Origin of the sequence: Mesonia oceanica (genome assembly GCF_902499555.1) — a bacterium.
Classification (GTDB): Bacteria; Bacteroidota; Bacteroidia; order Flavobacteriales; family Flavobacteriaceae; genus Mesonia; species Mesonia oceanica.
Genome location: NZ_CABVMM010000007.1, coordinates 218,372 through 232,917, shown reverse-complemented (window position 1 = coordinate 232,917; position 14,546 = coordinate 218,372). Strand labels below are relative to the sequence as shown.

Annotated in this window: 19 protein-coding genes; 7 read left to right on the top strand and 12 right to left on the bottom strand. The window is 38.2% G+C overall.

The features are described from left to right. Positions 1 to 5: 5 nt before the first annotated feature. From FVB9532_RS10350 to FVB9532_RS10320, 7 genes are all read left to right on the top strand, one after another. Positions 6 to 212 (top strand): GDCCVxC domain-containing (seleno)protein, encoded by a 207-nt coding sequence (locus tag FVB9532_RS10350; RefSeq protein ID WP_081912600.1) that lies wholly within the window; start codon positions 6 to 8, stop codon positions 210 to 212. A 62-nt stretch (positions 213 to 274) separates the two neighbouring features. After that, on the top strand, positions 275 to 649 hold the full coding sequence (locus FVB9532_RS10345) for a metal-sensitive transcriptional regulator (RefSeq protein WP_037322012.1): 375 nt from the start codon (positions 275 to 277) through the stop codon (positions 647 to 649). A 148-nt stretch (positions 650 to 797) separates the two neighbouring features. Next, the gene (locus FVB9532_RS10340; RefSeq protein WP_037317174.1) at positions 798 to 1,070 is read left to right on the top strand and encodes a thioredoxin family protein; all 273 of its coding nucleotides are present in this window, start codon (positions 798 to 800) and stop codon (positions 1,068 to 1,070) included. 211 nt (positions 1,071 to 1,281) lie between these two features. After that, positions 1,282 to 1,608, top strand: coding sequence for a four-helix bundle copper-binding protein (locus tag FVB9532_RS10335; protein ID WP_037317176.1), 327 nt, complete (start codon positions 1,282 to 1,284; stop codon positions 1,606 to 1,608). Between the two features lie 198 nt (positions 1,609 to 1,806). Then, entirely contained in the window at positions 1,807 to 3,006 is a 1,200-nt protein-coding gene (locus tag FVB9532_RS10330; protein WP_037317179.1) for an MFS transporter, read from the top strand. Further along, positions 3,003 to 3,458 carry a hypothetical protein gene (locus FVB9532_RS10325; RefSeq protein WP_081912601.1) on the top strand — a complete coding sequence of 152 codons (456 nt, stop codon included), beginning with the start codon at positions 3,003 to 3,005 and terminating at the stop codon, positions 3,456 to 3,458. Before FVB9532_RS10330 ends, FVB9532_RS10325 begins: the two co-directional genes overlap by 4 nt. Before the next feature lie 54 nt (positions 3,459 to 3,512). Then, on the top strand, positions 3,513 to 3,860 hold the full coding sequence (locus tag FVB9532_RS10320) for a nuclear transport factor 2 family protein (protein ID WP_037317185.1): 348 nt from the start codon (positions 3,513 to 3,515) through the stop codon (positions 3,858 to 3,860). Between the two features lie 50 nt (positions 3,861 to 3,910). Here the strand turns inward: FVB9532_RS10320 and FVB9532_RS10315 are convergent, their stop codons facing one another. From FVB9532_RS10315 to nhaA, 12 genes are all read right to left on the bottom strand, one after another. Next, the gene (locus FVB9532_RS10315; RefSeq protein WP_037317188.1) at positions 3,911 to 5,164 is read right to left on the bottom strand and encodes a hypothetical protein; all 1,254 of its coding nucleotides are present in this window, start codon (positions 5,162 to 5,164) and stop codon (positions 3,911 to 3,913) included. After that, positions 5,136 to 5,570 (bottom strand): QcrA and Rieske domain-containing protein, encoded by a 435-nt coding sequence (locus tag FVB9532_RS10310; protein WP_228482292.1) that lies wholly within the window; start codon positions 5,568 to 5,570, stop codon positions 5,136 to 5,138. Before FVB9532_RS10310 ends, FVB9532_RS10315 begins: the two co-directional genes overlap by 29 nt. After that, complete coding sequence (locus tag FVB9532_RS10305) at positions 5,570 to 6,778, bottom strand: di-heme oxidoredictase family protein (protein WP_013073438.1); 1,209 nt, start codon at positions 6,776 to 6,778, stop codon at positions 5,570 to 5,572. Before FVB9532_RS10305 ends, FVB9532_RS10310 begins: the two co-directional genes overlap by 1 nt. A gap of 886 nt (positions 6,779 to 7,664) precedes the next feature. Next, positions 7,665 to 8,486 (bottom strand): universal stress protein, encoded by an 822-nt coding sequence (locus FVB9532_RS10300; protein WP_013073440.1) that lies wholly within the window; start codon positions 8,484 to 8,486, stop codon positions 7,665 to 7,667. Positions 8,487 to 8,543: 57 nt separating this feature from the next. Beyond that, on the bottom strand, positions 8,544 to 8,900 hold the full coding sequence (locus tag FVB9532_RS10295) for a SpoIIAA family protein (protein WP_008615606.1): 357 nt from the start codon (positions 8,898 to 8,900) through the stop codon (positions 8,544 to 8,546). 18 nt (positions 8,901 to 8,918) lie between these two features. Further along, positions 8,919 to 9,095, bottom strand: a complete 177-nt coding sequence (locus tag FVB9532_RS19475; RefSeq protein WP_013073441.1) for a hypothetical protein — start codon at positions 9,093 to 9,095, stop codon at positions 8,919 to 8,921. A 9-nt stretch (positions 9,096 to 9,104) separates the two neighbouring features. Further along, positions 9,105 to 10,421 (bottom strand): APC family permease, encoded by a 1,317-nt coding sequence (locus FVB9532_RS10290; RefSeq protein ID WP_013073442.1) that lies wholly within the window; start codon positions 10,419 to 10,421, stop codon positions 9,105 to 9,107. An 18-nt stretch (positions 10,422 to 10,439) separates the two neighbouring features. Next, positions 10,440 to 10,625: a hypothetical protein gene (locus FVB9532_RS10285; protein ID WP_013073443.1), complete on the bottom strand. Its 186-nt coding sequence runs from the start codon at positions 10,623 to 10,625 to the stop codon at positions 10,440 to 10,442. A 3-nt stretch (positions 10,626 to 10,628) separates the two neighbouring features. Continuing rightward, positions 10,629 to 11,627, bottom strand: a complete 999-nt coding sequence (locus tag FVB9532_RS10280) for a sodium:calcium antiporter (protein WP_013073444.1) — start codon at positions 11,625 to 11,627, stop codon at positions 10,629 to 10,631. Positions 11,628 to 11,629: 2 nt separating this feature from the next. After that, on the bottom strand, positions 11,630 to 12,310 hold the full coding sequence (locus FVB9532_RS10275) for a lipoprotein signal peptidase (RefSeq protein WP_041579156.1): 681 nt from the start codon (positions 12,308 to 12,310) through the stop codon (positions 11,630 to 11,632). 45 nt (positions 12,311 to 12,355) lie between these two features. Then, the gene (locus FVB9532_RS10270; protein ID WP_217806691.1) at positions 12,356 to 13,147 is read right to left on the bottom strand and encodes a cation efflux transmembrane domain-containing protein; all 792 of its coding nucleotides are present in this window, start codon (positions 13,145 to 13,147) and stop codon (positions 12,356 to 12,358) included. A 10-nt stretch (positions 13,148 to 13,157) separates the two neighbouring features. Next, positions 13,158 to 14,507 (bottom strand): Na+/H+ antiporter NhaA, encoded by a 1,350-nt coding sequence (gene nhaA / locus FVB9532_RS10265; protein ID WP_057482990.1) that lies wholly within the window; start codon positions 14,505 to 14,507, stop codon positions 13,158 to 13,160. Between the last annotated feature and the right edge of the window lie 39 nt (positions 14,508 to 14,546).

Here is a 14,546-nt window from a genome sequence, read left to right as displayed (position 1 = left end):
AGATTATGGAAATAGAACTAGTATCTACCATTACATGTCCTGGTTGCGGACATACAAAAGAAGAAGAAATGCCCACAACAGCCTGTCAGTTTTTTTACCAATGCGAAAATTGCAGTCAATTATTGAAACCAAAGGAAGGTGATTGCTGCGTTTATTGTTCTTATGGTACTCTTGCCTGTCCACCCATTCAGGAAGGAACAAATTGCTGCTAAAAATTTAAAATACTTTTGGAGACCTCCCCCACACCAGATGTATCTTGCTGAAAATTAAAAATATGATTCCTAGAGATCTAAGTAAAGATATAAAAACCCGCTTGCAGAGCATCAGCGGCCAGCTTAACGGACTTATAAAAATGCTGGATGAAAATAAAGATCCAGAAAAGATCCTGATCCAGTTCAAAGCTGCGCAAAAAGGGCTTGATAAGGCGCATTTTCTTCTTTTAGATGAAGTGTACCGCAAAGCGCTGGCGATTACAATTTCAGAAACGGTGGAGGCCTGTCCCGGTAATTGCGGTAATGAAGAGCGAATTGAATTCATAAGAAAACAATTCCCTGATCTTGAGCTTAACAGCCTTACCGATAAAATGAAGGAGGTTGATGAACTTAAACGAAGACTAGAATCTTATATTTCTGAAAATAGACCAGAGTAAAATATTCTTCTATTTAATTTAATACTATTTAAAATCTGTTTTACAAAAACAGGTTTTTTTATTTGGAGACCACCCTGGTTCCGCTCTTATCTTTGAACTGTTCTTTGAAAATAAGGATAAAACTGATTGTTAAATTAAATTCATATAAATGAAAAGACAAGTAGAAATATTTACGGCAAATTGTCCGGTATGCGATCCGGTAGTGAAAATGGTAAAAGAATTATCCTGCGATAGTTGCGAGATTACCACCTATAACCTGGTGGAACAATGTGAGGATAAGACCTGTATAGATAAAGTGCAGGAGTACGGTGTAAAGAGAATTCCCGCGGTGGCGGTTGATGGAAAATTGCTTGAGTGCTGTACAAACAATGGTATAAGCAAAGAAAAACTTATCGAAGCAGGAATAGGAAAAGCCAGTTAGCAAAACCATCGTACTGAAATTAAAATCTGAAACTTTTTATGGCAGCCATTTTTGGCTGCCTTTTTTTTTAATCAAATTAAAATGTTAAATCTTTATTAATCGGCTTGCCTACCCCCCGGGCTATGAGTCGATATTTGAAAAGAGGTTCGGCTCTTAATCTTTTATTTCTGATTTCCGAACAGATCAGGAAGTAACTAAAACCATTTAAATTATGAAACCATTAAGTTCAGAAATGCAAAAATGTATCGATGATTGCAACGCCTGCATTACTGCGGCGAGAATTTGCCTTGACCAACATTTGGGGGAACCAGACATGAAAGAATGCCACAAATTTTGTCTGGATTGTATTGCTTTATGCAGTGCGTGCGTCCAGCTGTTAGCCAGCCAGTCTGATTACTCAAAACGGCTATGTGCTATTTGTGCCGACTTATGTAAAGCCTGTGCTGATGAATGTGCAAAGTTTGACAGTGAAGTTTGCAAGCAATGCGCAGAAAAATGCAATGCCTGTGCCGAGAGCTGTAAAAAAATGGCAGCTTAAAAAACAGTTGTAGGATTTTTTTTTCCAATAGGAGCGGCTAAAAAGTTGCTCCTTTTTTTAATAAGGAAGCTAACATTAGGATACCACCCCAGGTTAGATTTTATGTTTGACATCTTTATAACTGTGAGATGGCAGTTTATTCAAGAAGCCAAATAAATATAACAGCTTTAAAATTCCCAGTAAAAATAATACAGAGTAATGGAAAATCCCAATTCAAATAAACCATTAAAAACCATTTTTCCACCCCTGGTCATGGCAGCGGGCTTAATATTTTTTCAGGCGTATATGATAGCGCCACTTATTCCTAAACTGGCAACTATTTTTAATGTATCAGAACAGCGGATTGGTCTTATAGTACCCGCTTACATGCTGGCTTATGGAGTTTCAGTACTTTTTTATGGCCTCCTATCCGATAAATTTGGAAGAAAACGCATACTTCAAATATCCCTCCTGGCTTTTATTGTATTAACAGCGATAACCGCCCTGGTGCAATCTGCTTCACAACTCATCCTGTTACGATTGCTCACGGGTTTAGGGGCAAGCGGTGTGGTGCCAATGTCCCTGGCCCTTGTAGGAGATATGTTCAAACCTTCGGAAAGGGGGAGACCCCTGGGACTTTTATTTGCCGCTATGGAAGGAGGAATGGCTTTAGGTTCTACCGCCGGGGTAATGTTGGAACCTTATACAGGCTGGCGCATGTTATTTTTGGCAACTGCACTATTGGCCGCTTTGGCATTATGGATACAAGTAGCCCGAATGGGCTGGAAACAGGAACCTCATAAATCCGGCCATACTTCATTAAAAAACATGTTAGGTGGGTTTTACAGGCTACTTGCTTTCCGGCGGGGGCTAAGGACGTATTTATTCGTATTCTGGAACGGGATCTTCCATTCAGGTATTTATACCTGGTTAGGGGTCTATTTTGTGCAAAAGTATGATCTGGGGCCAATAGAAATTGGTTTGGCCATTCTCGGTTATGGCCTGCCAGGATTTTTCTTTGGTTCCCTTATAGGGCGCACAGCTGATCGTAGGGGGCGTTATCCGATTATTTTAATAGGTTTGGCAACAGCAGCCATAGCAACAGCCAGTCTCGCTCTGGAAATACCCGTTCTTGTTGCAGCCCTTGCAGTCACCTTGATTTCTTTCGGATACGACCTCACGCAACCTTTATTTGCAGGTATAGTAACCGAATTGGGCGGCAAAAAACAGGGTGGACAAGCAATGGGACTCAACGTTTTTGCATTGTTTACGGGCTTTGGTATCGGTAGTCTGATTTTTGGGGAATTATTGAAACTAGGGTTAGATCAGGCGTTAATTATTTTTGCGGGCGTACAGGTAGTATTTACGATTGTAGCCGCACAACTTTTAAAAACAGAAATAAAATTATCAACTAAATGATAAAATACAAAATCCATTTTAATTCTGGTAAGGCCATAACCTTTTTAAGGTGGAGCATTGGCATAATTTTCATCTGGTTTGGGATGGTTAAATTTTTTGTTGGGCTAAGCCCGGCGGAAGATTTGGCTTCCTCAACCATTTGTACCCTCACCGGCCAATTCTTTCCACAAGGAAGTTGTATGCCTATATTGGCTATTTTTGAAAGCCTTATTGGCATATCCTTGTTATCGGGGAAGTTTTTGAAATGGGCTTTAGGCTTACTTTTCCTGCATATGTTAGGAACTTTTTCAACCTTCTTCATTTTTCCCGAACAAATGTTTTCCCATTTCCCATTTGTATTAACCATGAAAGGTCAGTATGTCATGAAAAATATAATCATACTGGCAGCAGTGATCGGTATTTGGAACTCAACAAGAAAAATGGTGTCCATAAGGGATGATCCCAAAAAATAGAATGTGCTGCAAACAATTTTTTAAAGCCTAGTTTAAATATAAAATTTTTAGCCTATGAGAACTACAGAAGAAGTATTAAAAGATCATCTGGAACTTTCTAAAAAGGGATCTATAGAAGAGGATCTGCAGAAAAACTTTTCCAAAGATTTGATCCTGCTTACTACGCATGGTATTTATAAAGGACATGAAGGACTAAGGGAATTAAATAAAATGCTGATAAAGGATTTCCCCGAAGCGGAGTTTAACTATATCAATTTTCTTTCTGAAGATGAAATAGCTTTTCTGGAATGGACTGCATATTCAGACAGTTCACAAATAGATGACGGAGCAGATTCCTACATAGTGCGCGAGGGGCTGATAATTGCCCAGACCATTCATTATACTATCCGAAAGATAAACTAATCATGCTACCCCGAGCAGCCCACTCCATTAGTTAAAAAAGCATATCATTCTTAAAAATAGGTGCTAAAACCTAGGTACCAGGTGGCCGTTTTTGTGGCTGGATTATTTAAAATGTCATTCTGCCACTGATAACGATAATTCAACCTTAAAACCGTTGCAGGTGACGGTCTAAAACTTATGGAAGGAGTAACCGCAATTAAATCATCCCCTATATTTGTATTAGTTTGAGTGAAGTTACCAATATTAAAATCAACATAATCTGTCCGAGCGGAGACGTTTAAGGATGCATTTTCCCAACCGAACATTTTCTTTTGCAACACTGGTTGAACTACATCCAGAAAAAATCCTGCTTGTTTATTTCCAAACTGTTGCGTAAATGTTTTTGGCACATCCACCCACACATAAGCGCCTTCTCCAACAATATAAGTGCCGGTTGATTCAATAGTAGTGCTAAGATCAATAGCGAAGACATCCACCCTCCTATTCTTTTCATCTATCTGTAGTCCATCTTCCATTACACGATTGTATGTACCGCCCATATAAGAAAAACCAACCTCACCTATATTTCTATTTCCTATAGCGAGTTTTGTAGTAATTAAAGGGTCACCGCTGAAATTTTCTTCAAAACGCTCTTCATTTTCTTTAACGGATGAAAGAGAGGTTCGATCTTTTGAATTATTAATTATACTATTGTCAAATCCATTTGAGAGGTATGCTTCATATCCGATAATCCAATCTCCAGTATTTGTTTTACCATACATTCCAAAACCTGCATTAGAAAAAGTGGCGGGTAGTAATTTTACTGCCACATCAGGTCTTTCTACAAACTCCCATTTAGGACCATCGTGATTTTGATTAAAAGCACCGATTGGATTCAAGATTATTCCACCTCGTAAATTGAGAAGAGGATCAAAGGAGATATCCATAGCAGCAAATTCTATGGCAATCTCTTTACCTCCCTCTTCAAACTCTACTTCCGTTAAAAATTTAATTCTTTTGTTAATTGAGGCAGACAGAAATAATGTTAAACGTCGTGCTTGAAAAGATAATCCTTCTGTCAATCCATCTTCCACTGCATATATCGAATTGGCTTCAAGATATCCCCCAATAGATACCGGAGCTTTATTTATTGTTAGAGCTGGTCGATTGTATACCGCATCCATGTTAAGTTGAGTATCTGTTGTATCTGACTTCGTTCTTTTAAGTATATCATCCTCGTTTTGGGCTATTAAATTTCCACTGAGGGTGAACAATATTAAGGTAATGATCAAATAATTAGGAGAATAAAATATAGATGTTTTCATCGTCTGTTTTCGTTGGAAATGTTTTTAGTTTTTGTTCAGCAGGTCCTTGTAATACGGTTCCTTCATTGGAAAATTGGCTTCCATGGCAAGGACAACTATAGATACCCCCACCAACATTAAGCTCGCACCCTCGATGAGTGCATTTTAGTAAGGAAGCTATATAGTCTTCACCAACTTTATATAGACAAATAGGGAATCTGTATTTGTTATTTTGTATAAGGACAAACTCTCTTTTAGACACCTTGTTATTTTTTTCAAGAATAAACTCATGCTTCGCTATGGTTAACTTATCTACCTCTTCCTTTGCTGTAGCATAGTAAATTCCACTGCATGAATGTAAAAAACCTAAACTTGGTATTGTTATAGCAACAGAGGAAAGGGTTTGGATAAATTTTTTTCTTTTCATCATAATGAATTTATAAATTCAAGTAGTTGCTTTTTTTCCTGATTCGATAGGGCATTGAACTCATCCCTTGAATTTTTGGCTTCACCGCCATGCATCAAAATGGCTTCCTCAATACTTCTTGCCCTGCCATCATGTAAAAGAAACAAACCTCCTCCTTGTGAGTTTTCAGAAAGGCCAATTCCCCATAGCGGAGGGGTTCTCCATTCGGATGTTTCAGCAAAACCTTCGGTATATCCATCGTCCAGACCAGGACCCATATCATGAAGTAGTAAATCTGTATAGGGATGAAATCCTTTATTAGATAGTGCTTCGATAGGCGAATATCCCGTTTTCATGCTTGGGGTATGGCAGGCAGCACATTGAATTCGGGAAAAAATTTGTTTGCCAGATACAACATCAGGATCATTTTGATTTCGAGGTATCGGAGCTTTTAAGGTTTTTAAATAAAAAACCACCTCGTTAACTACCTGAGTACTGATTTCCGGGTCCTCTTCCAGCCCGCTATAAGGATCTATAGGTTCAAATAATGATGTAATACCTATATCTTGATTATACGCACCTACTGTTTGATGCAATAAGTCATAACTAATTGCCTTTTTACCAAACCTAAAAATATATTTACCTCCACGTGAAATACTATTTGGCCGAATTTGAACATATTCAGGAGGATATGCGAAATGAGCTCTACCACTTATTCCGTCGCCATTCTCATCATAAGGATCGGCTAGAGAAAGTATACTTTCATCTGGAACAGCATCCAAAAAACCTAATCCTGTGACCGCAGGCGCAACCAAGGTTGTGAAGGGTGCTCCTGGAGGTAGCTTTTCAGGCTGAAACCCCTGAATTGCTTTATTCTGTAATTGATTTTTACCATCCCCAAAGTCTGCAAAAGGATTTCCTAAAGTATCACTTTGACCGAATCTTATAAATTGATTAAACGGGTGACCTTTACCATCCCCAGAATGACAACTAACACAGCTAGTACCTACGAAAACGGGGCCGAGTCCAGTTTCTGCGGTAAATACTTCATCATTGAACGCTATATCCCCATTCAAGAACTGAATCTGCTCTTCAACTGATAATCCTTCTACAGGGCCATCAAGAAGTTCATTTTCCTTTGGAGGAACAGGACCATATTCATCAGCTAATTTTTCACAGGATGTAAAAAAAGCGATAAAAATAATTAGACTTAACCATTCTATTTTCATTACCTAAAATATTATTTAGACAAATCTAAAATTTATTTTTTAATAATCTAAATATTGAAAGTTATTATCTTAAGAATATATTTTTAAAGTTGTAGGAATATATAGTATTAAGCTTCTTAAAAGATTTACCAACGGCGAAAACCTCGTTTGTACGTTTAAAGTTTCTAACTTGGAAGCTTTGTATTTACTCCTATGAGACAGCCTACCTATTAGGAGTATTATGAAGGTTCTCAATAATATGAGTATAATTCTGGTCGCCCCTCCTTTAGAAGTACTTGAATTGAAATACCAGAGAACTCCCGATTCCTTATATTACAGGGAATCGGTTTTTAATTGAAGTATTTTGTTTACAAAAGGTCAATTTTCTACGCCTCTTAAAACTTCAACTTTTAAAAAGAAAAATAATGAATTCCATAGAATCATTAGATTAAGAAAAAGTTGGTAGGTAAACATTTTTAAATAATCAGGGCTTATGAATAAAGTCTTTTAAGACAAAAAAATACAATAAAAATGATGCAATGACCAAAAGGATTAATGAAAAAATTCCAAAAAGCTTTTCTTTTTTAGTTATTTTATTCCGGGAAGATTTTTGACCCTTCTTCTTTCTTCTATTTCTCCTATATTTTGACATTTTTCTTCTACACTTTCTTTTGGGTAAATTGCAAACTTATCGCTTTAAAAAGGGTTTATTCCCTCTAATTAGATAAAAATTCATTGTACTGTAGTCTTACAATTGCCTTAATTTAGGGCACCTAGGATACCATAGGAATATTTCACAAATAATTCTGTGGTCTTACTGAAGGTATGAAGCTCAGGAATTCAGTTAATTTCTAAAAAATAGTGACTTCATAAACTTAAAAATGCAGATTTGTTTTCAATCCTACTATCATTTTAAAATAAGTACAGGAACTTCTGATTTGAAAATCATTTTCCGTCTCAGCCCCAGTTCAGTTAGTTTTTCTATAAAGGCATGTTTCCTGTAAAGTAGCGCCAAAATATCTATGGCATTATCTTTCAAAAAACCGGTTATTTTATCTTCAGTTTTCCCTTCGGAAAAAAGGTGAACAGAAATATTCTGTAGATTAAAAAACTCCTCATAATAGTTTTTTATCTCCTGTTCTTTAATAACTTCATCTTTACTTTTAGCAAAATGAAATATAAAAAGGCGCGCGTTAAATGCCTTTAATAGATCAGCCAGAACCTTTAGTTCCCTATCAGGTTTCAGATTATCTGAATCCAGCGCCAGACAAATTCTTTTTAAACCAAAAGTTTCTAAATCTTCAGGTACAACCAGCACAGGGCAGGGTACATCCTTGCTCACTTTTTCACTGGTAGTTCCTGCAAGGTAACCTTCTACCTCACCTGCACCTTCTGTCCCCATAATTATCAAACCTGCTTTTTCTTCTGTTGCTAATTGATAAATTATATCTGAAGGTCTTCCTGGGGCTACCATACTCTTATATTTTATTGTCGCCAGACGTGGAAAATTTTCGAGAAATTCCAGCATTTTTTCTTTGTACAATTTCTGATAAGAACTAAAGTTGTCGGGAACCGGATAAACTATAGCCCCGTATCCGGCATATTGATAACCTTCAGAATAGGCATGAACAAAGATAATTTCTGAATTTAAAGATTCGGCCACCTTTATGGCATACTCAACTCCAATTTTGGAACTTTGACTAAAATCAATCGGAACTATTATTTTCATGGTTTTTTAATTTTAATTATACATTCAGTTTTTCAATTAATTGTTTAAATAAAAGCTTTATTGTTTAATCCACTTTTTGGCAATCTCCTTTTCCTCTAAGTCAAAATATTTTACTTCAGCATTGGTAAAAGGTTTCATGAACTTTGTAATCCAGTCCTGCCATTTTTTATCACCTACCATGGCGATTTTTTCATAATCTTTTGCGTGGGCAGTATCCATTTTTAGATCTTCCCACAGGCCTGGAAAATCCCAGCCGGTAAAATTCTCCATTTCAAAATACCAGCGTACGTTTAATCCTTTGTCCAAAATAGCATGAATAATGGGATGTACCTTCTCAATATCCATTTCGGATAAATCTCCCGATGCTCTGGTTGCAATAATATTATCTCCTGAAATCTCTATAATTTGTAACATATCTATTTTTATTAATTATTAACCGCCTAAATCGTAAAACCATTCTTCAGCTTTCATAATTCCTTCTTTTATGGCATTTCCCTTAGTATAATTCTTTTCTATAACCAGACTTTTAGCAATTTCCAGGGCTTTTTGCTTCACTGCAGGATGGAGGCCATCCAAACTGGTTTTAAATTCTTCAAAGGTCCATTCCATAGCTTCATTTTAATGGTTGAACAGTTCTTTTTCTTTTTCGGGATCCATCTCATTCTTTGACTTTTTGTCCAAAAAATAATCCAGCACGATGCCCACTATAATTGCTCCCACAAAAGCAACATACACCTGCCAGTTAAACTGAACTACCAGAGACAGGCTAATAATTATGGCCAAAATGGGTAGGATAGGTACTTTCCCTATGGAAAGGGGAACTTTAAAAGGTCTTTCTTTGTCAGGTGCTTTATAACGCAAAACGATGAGTGCAATATTCACAGCTACAAAAACGAGTAACGCCCCTAAAGAGGACATTCCTGCGACAATTTTAATATCTCCCAATAACAAAAATGCCGCTACCGCAGCCATAACCACCAGTGTAGTTACCCAGGGTACTTTCTGTGCATTGGTCTTGGTCATAAATTTTGGAAGCTCGCCCACGCTTGCCATACCGAAAAGCAACCTGCTAATGGAAATAATGCCACTAAAAGCCGCATTAGCCGTAGCAAAAAGTGCCGCAACTGCCAGGGCTACGGGCAACCAGGAATTTAAATTTGAAGCGGCCAGCGACAATGGGGAATTTACCTTTGCTATTTCTGCGGGGTCACTTATATTGAGTACCGTAAAAGATATTAGTAGGTATATAATTGTGGTAAACACCATTGTCAATAAAAATGCCCTCGGAATCGTCTTGCCCGGATTTTTTACCTCGGAACCCAATGCTGCCATATGCTCAAAGCCGGTATAAACAAAAAATAAGGTAGCAGTCGCTGCCAGGGTGCCGGAAAAGGACTCCACTTTAAAAAATTCTGATTTTGGTGGTCCTGTTTCCAAAAGTCCGACCGCAATAAGAATAAACAATCCCAATAGCTGAATACTGACCATAATGATATTGGCGGTAGATGATTTTTTGATGCCCGTAATGCTTATAAATGCAAGAATCAGTAGCACAGCATAGCTAACCAGTAAGGAAGGGATGTTAAAAAACGTATTGAAATACCCTGAAAAAGCAAGTAGCACCGCGGCGATGGTGGCCGAACTGTGAAATGCAATCGTCCAACCTGTTAGAAAAGATGGAATGTCGATTTTTGGAAAAGCTTTCCGTACAAAAATGAATTCTGCACCGGCATTAGGATAGGTAGAGGACAGCTCTGCATACGACATTGCCGAGACACTGGCCGCAATGGCGGCAAAAATAAAACTCAACCAAAGGTCTGTTCCCGCCTGTCCAGCGGCTGCACCAATTACAGTATATATTCCAGCACCAACAATGGTACCTACACCATAAAAAGTAAGGCGAAGAGTACCCAGAGATTTTTTTAATTCTGCCATAATACTATTAGTAATATATTATCCATTTCTATCTAAATTCCTTTTTTCCATCTCTGCCTTTACGATGCCACGCTCAATAGCCTCTTCTTTTGAACAATTTTTGTTCAAATAGAAATCCCTTGCATATTTTAATGCTACTGCTCTAATATTTTCATCCAGCACATTAAGCCTCTCCTGGTAATCCTTAAATAAATCCTCCTTCATTTTTTAAAATAGTTTTAGAACAAAAAACACCATAGTTAAAAGATATACAATATACGCTGCATCGAAAACGAATATCTGCCATCTGCTGAACCCGTGAAGTTCCTTGCTTTGATGGACAAATACTGAATATAAAAGCGGCATCAGTCCTACAAAAGCCAGGTTGACCCAAAACAACTGGAAATCTTCGATTGGGGTCGTTACCAGTGCCAGGGGGAAAAATGCCACTGTCATGGTAACGGCATTATCTGCAATCACACTGGTGGTACCCGCAGTCACTTCACCTCCCTTTACCACACTCCATGTTTTGAATATTTCAGGGGCGGTAGTCATAATTCCGGTGATAAACAACCCTCCAACAATTTCGGAAATATTCAGTGCCGAAACAATATTTTCGGTAGCTTTTACAATAAAAAAAGCCCCCACGGCTATGGCCAGGGCCCCTGCAACCGAAAGCCATATTTTCTTTTTATCCCATTCTACCTTCTGACCCTTTTCCCTGCCTTTTATAATGGCATGCGTTAAAAAAGCCGCATAGGCAGCCAGCATGATCCACCCATCAATGGGTTGTAATCCACGCCAGGCTTTGGGAAGCGTTAATATAGCCACCAACCCGATAATTACCAGATAGGGGATAGATAATACCGAGACGGAACGTTTGTTCAGGGCCAGCAGGTTGGCATCCAAATGTTTTTGATGCTCCTTATTGTTTTTAAACTTTCTTCTGGAAGCAAAGTATGCAATGGTTACCATGAGCGGAATGGAAATGATATTGGAACCAAGCAAATTCCCCAACCCGATATCAGATACCCCACGGGCGGCGCTCGTAATATTTATCGCCACTTCAGGGCTCGCTGTTACAATAGCCAGGAAAGCTGCCCCTGCAGAAGCAGTAAGCCCCCATTGTTTGCGCAGCATCTTTAAAGGGGTAAGGAGTTGATCAGCACCCCAATGGGCAGCCCAAGCTGCCAATCCCAATACTACTACCCAAAGCCAAGCGTTCATAACTAATCGATTTTTATAATTGTCCTGTTACTTTCAGTATATTTCAACTTTTTCTTATCCGATATTTTCTGGTCTTTTTTTTGTTGGCTTTGAAAGATCAGGAGTAAAATCACTCCCGTGCTAATCCAAACATCTGCGGTATTGAATACAGGGTCGAAAAAAGTAAATTCATTACCTCCCCATAATGGCAGCCATTCCGGAAGCCTTGTATCAATAATAGGGAAGTACCACATATCCACCACATTGCCATTTAAAAATCCGGCATAACCACCGCCTGAGGAGAATATTTCTGCAATATTGCGAAGTGCGGGATCACTTTTTTCAAAAATCAGTCCGTAAAATGCACCGTCAATCAAATTGCCCAATGCACCTGCGTATATAAATGCGGCACAGATTATAAAGACTTTTGCATATCCTTCACGTATCATCTTTTTGATATAAAAGGTCCCCCAAATAACGGCTACGAAGCGAAATAGTATTAAAACAAATTTGGCCAGATAACCTTCGCCAAATTTAAAGCCCCAGGCCATGCCGGCATTCTCCAAAAAATGTAAGCGAAACCAATCCAGGCCAAACACAAAATATTCCTCGCCATAATAAAAATGGGTCTTCACATAAATCTTTATGGCCTGGTCTATTACCAACAACAGTAAAATTAATAATGCTACACTACTTTTATTCATAATTTCCTTATTCTTGCCCAACGTCTTGTGCAACATATATTTGCATTATTTAGATAATTTTAAAATTCTTATGGCGCCCCGCATTACAAACGTGAAAACGATGCCGCCAATTACCAAATCGGGCCATTTGCTATCCAGAAAATAGACCAGCACCCCGGCCAGTATCACCCCGCCGTTTACGATGATATCATTGGACGTAAAAATAGCACTGGCCTGCATATGCGCCTCCTTACTTTTGGCCTTATTTATCAACCAGAGCGAAATAAGGTTCCCCAGTAAGGCTAAAATGGAAACTATGATCATCCATTCGAACATTGGTGTTTCACTACTTGTAAAAAACCTTCTTAATACCTCTGCAAAACCAAGTGTTGCCAATGCAATTTGAAAGTAGCCGCTGAATTTTGCCACCTTCTTTTTTCTGGAAATGGCACCACCTACTGCAAATAAACTTAGCGCATATACTATCGAATCTGCCAGCATATCCAAAGAATCTGCAATTAGGCCCATAGAAGAAGAAATCCACCCCGTGGTCATTTCGATAATGAAAAAGCCGAAATTTATCCCCAGGACCCACCAAAGGATTGTTTTCTGTTTGGATTGGTCTTCTATTACGGGAGGCTCGGCTTCTTCGGTCCCCATAAATTTATCACCTAATTTTAATTCTGAAATCGAGGCTTTGATTTCCTCATTCCCTTCAAGGTGATATACTTCAAGTTTTCGATTGGGTATATCAAAATCCAAATATTTCACTTGAGCATAAGATTCCAATTTCATCCGGATCATCTGTTCTTCTGAAGGACAGTCCATTTGACTTACTATAAAAGTACTTTTGTTCATTTCTCCCATATCACTTAACTATATTTTTCCTTCCTTTATTGGAAGTTAATAAGAGAATTACCGCACCGCCAATAGCTGCAAGTAATGAAGCTATCAAAATGCTTATTTTCGAAATTTTAATCAATTCCTGATCATTAAATGCGAGATTGGTAATAAAAAGGGACATGGTAAAGCCAATTCCCGCGATCATACCAATTCCAATTATATGTTTCCAGTTTAGTGTAATATGTAATTCGGAAACTCCAAGTTTTTGCCCGATCAATGTAAAAATACCAATCCCTGTTACTTTCCCAATAGCTAATCCCAAAAGGATCCCCAGCCCTAAAGAACCGGAAACAACCTCAATTAAATTTACATCGAGCTTTACTCCCGCATTCGCGACTGCAAAAATTGGAATGATAAAGAAAGCATTGAAATCAACAAGGGAATTTTCCAGTTTGAGCAAAGGAGGCCTTGAATTCTCAGTATCTGTTTTAATAGCTTTTAAAATTATTTGTTGTTTTTTATCCTGAAGAGGATTTAATTTTTCCAGCTCTGTTTTCTCAAGATTAGTAACGTTTGTGGCGGTCCTTTCTTTTAATATTTTACTGTCTAATTTGGGCACTATTGGAATGGTAATGGCAAAAAGTACTCCCGCAATAGTTGGATGGATCCCCGAATTAAGGAAGCAATACCATAAGATGATCCCAATAATAATATACCAAATCAAATTTTTGATCCCAGTCCAATTCATTAATAATAATAACCCAAATGCCCCCATGCCCGATCCAAGGTATATCCAGCTCAACTCGTTGCTATAAAACAATGCTATCACCAATATGGCACCTATATCGTCAGCAATAGCGAGGGCTATTAAAAATGTTTTTAACTGCCTGGGGACATTTTTTCCCAGTAGGCCAATAATCCCTAGTGAATATGCGATATCGGTAGCCATAGGGATGCCCCAACCCTTTATATTTTCAGTGCCTAAATTTAGGCTAATAAAAATGAGGGCCGGAACTGCCATGCCACCTAAAGCTGCCAACAATGGGGCTGAGGCTTTTTTAATTGAAGATAATTCCCCCACCATAACCTCCCTCTTCAATTCAAGGCCGGCAACCAAAAAGAAAATTGCCATTAGGCCATCATTGATCCATTCTTCAATTGTTAGCCCAAAACTAAGATGCTCGGAAAATTCAAAAAGCAATTCATCGCCAAGAAAATGATGATAGGCACCTGCCCACTTTGAATTAGCTAAAAGAAGGGCAACTATAGTAGCAATTATTAAAAAAATCCCCCCAGCTGTTTCCCTGTCGAGGAACTTTGTTGCCGTTTCCCTGATATACCCAATAGTGGATTGATTTCGAACTGATTGCCCCATTTTATCTTATCTGTTTTTTGAGTTCATTACTTAAACCTT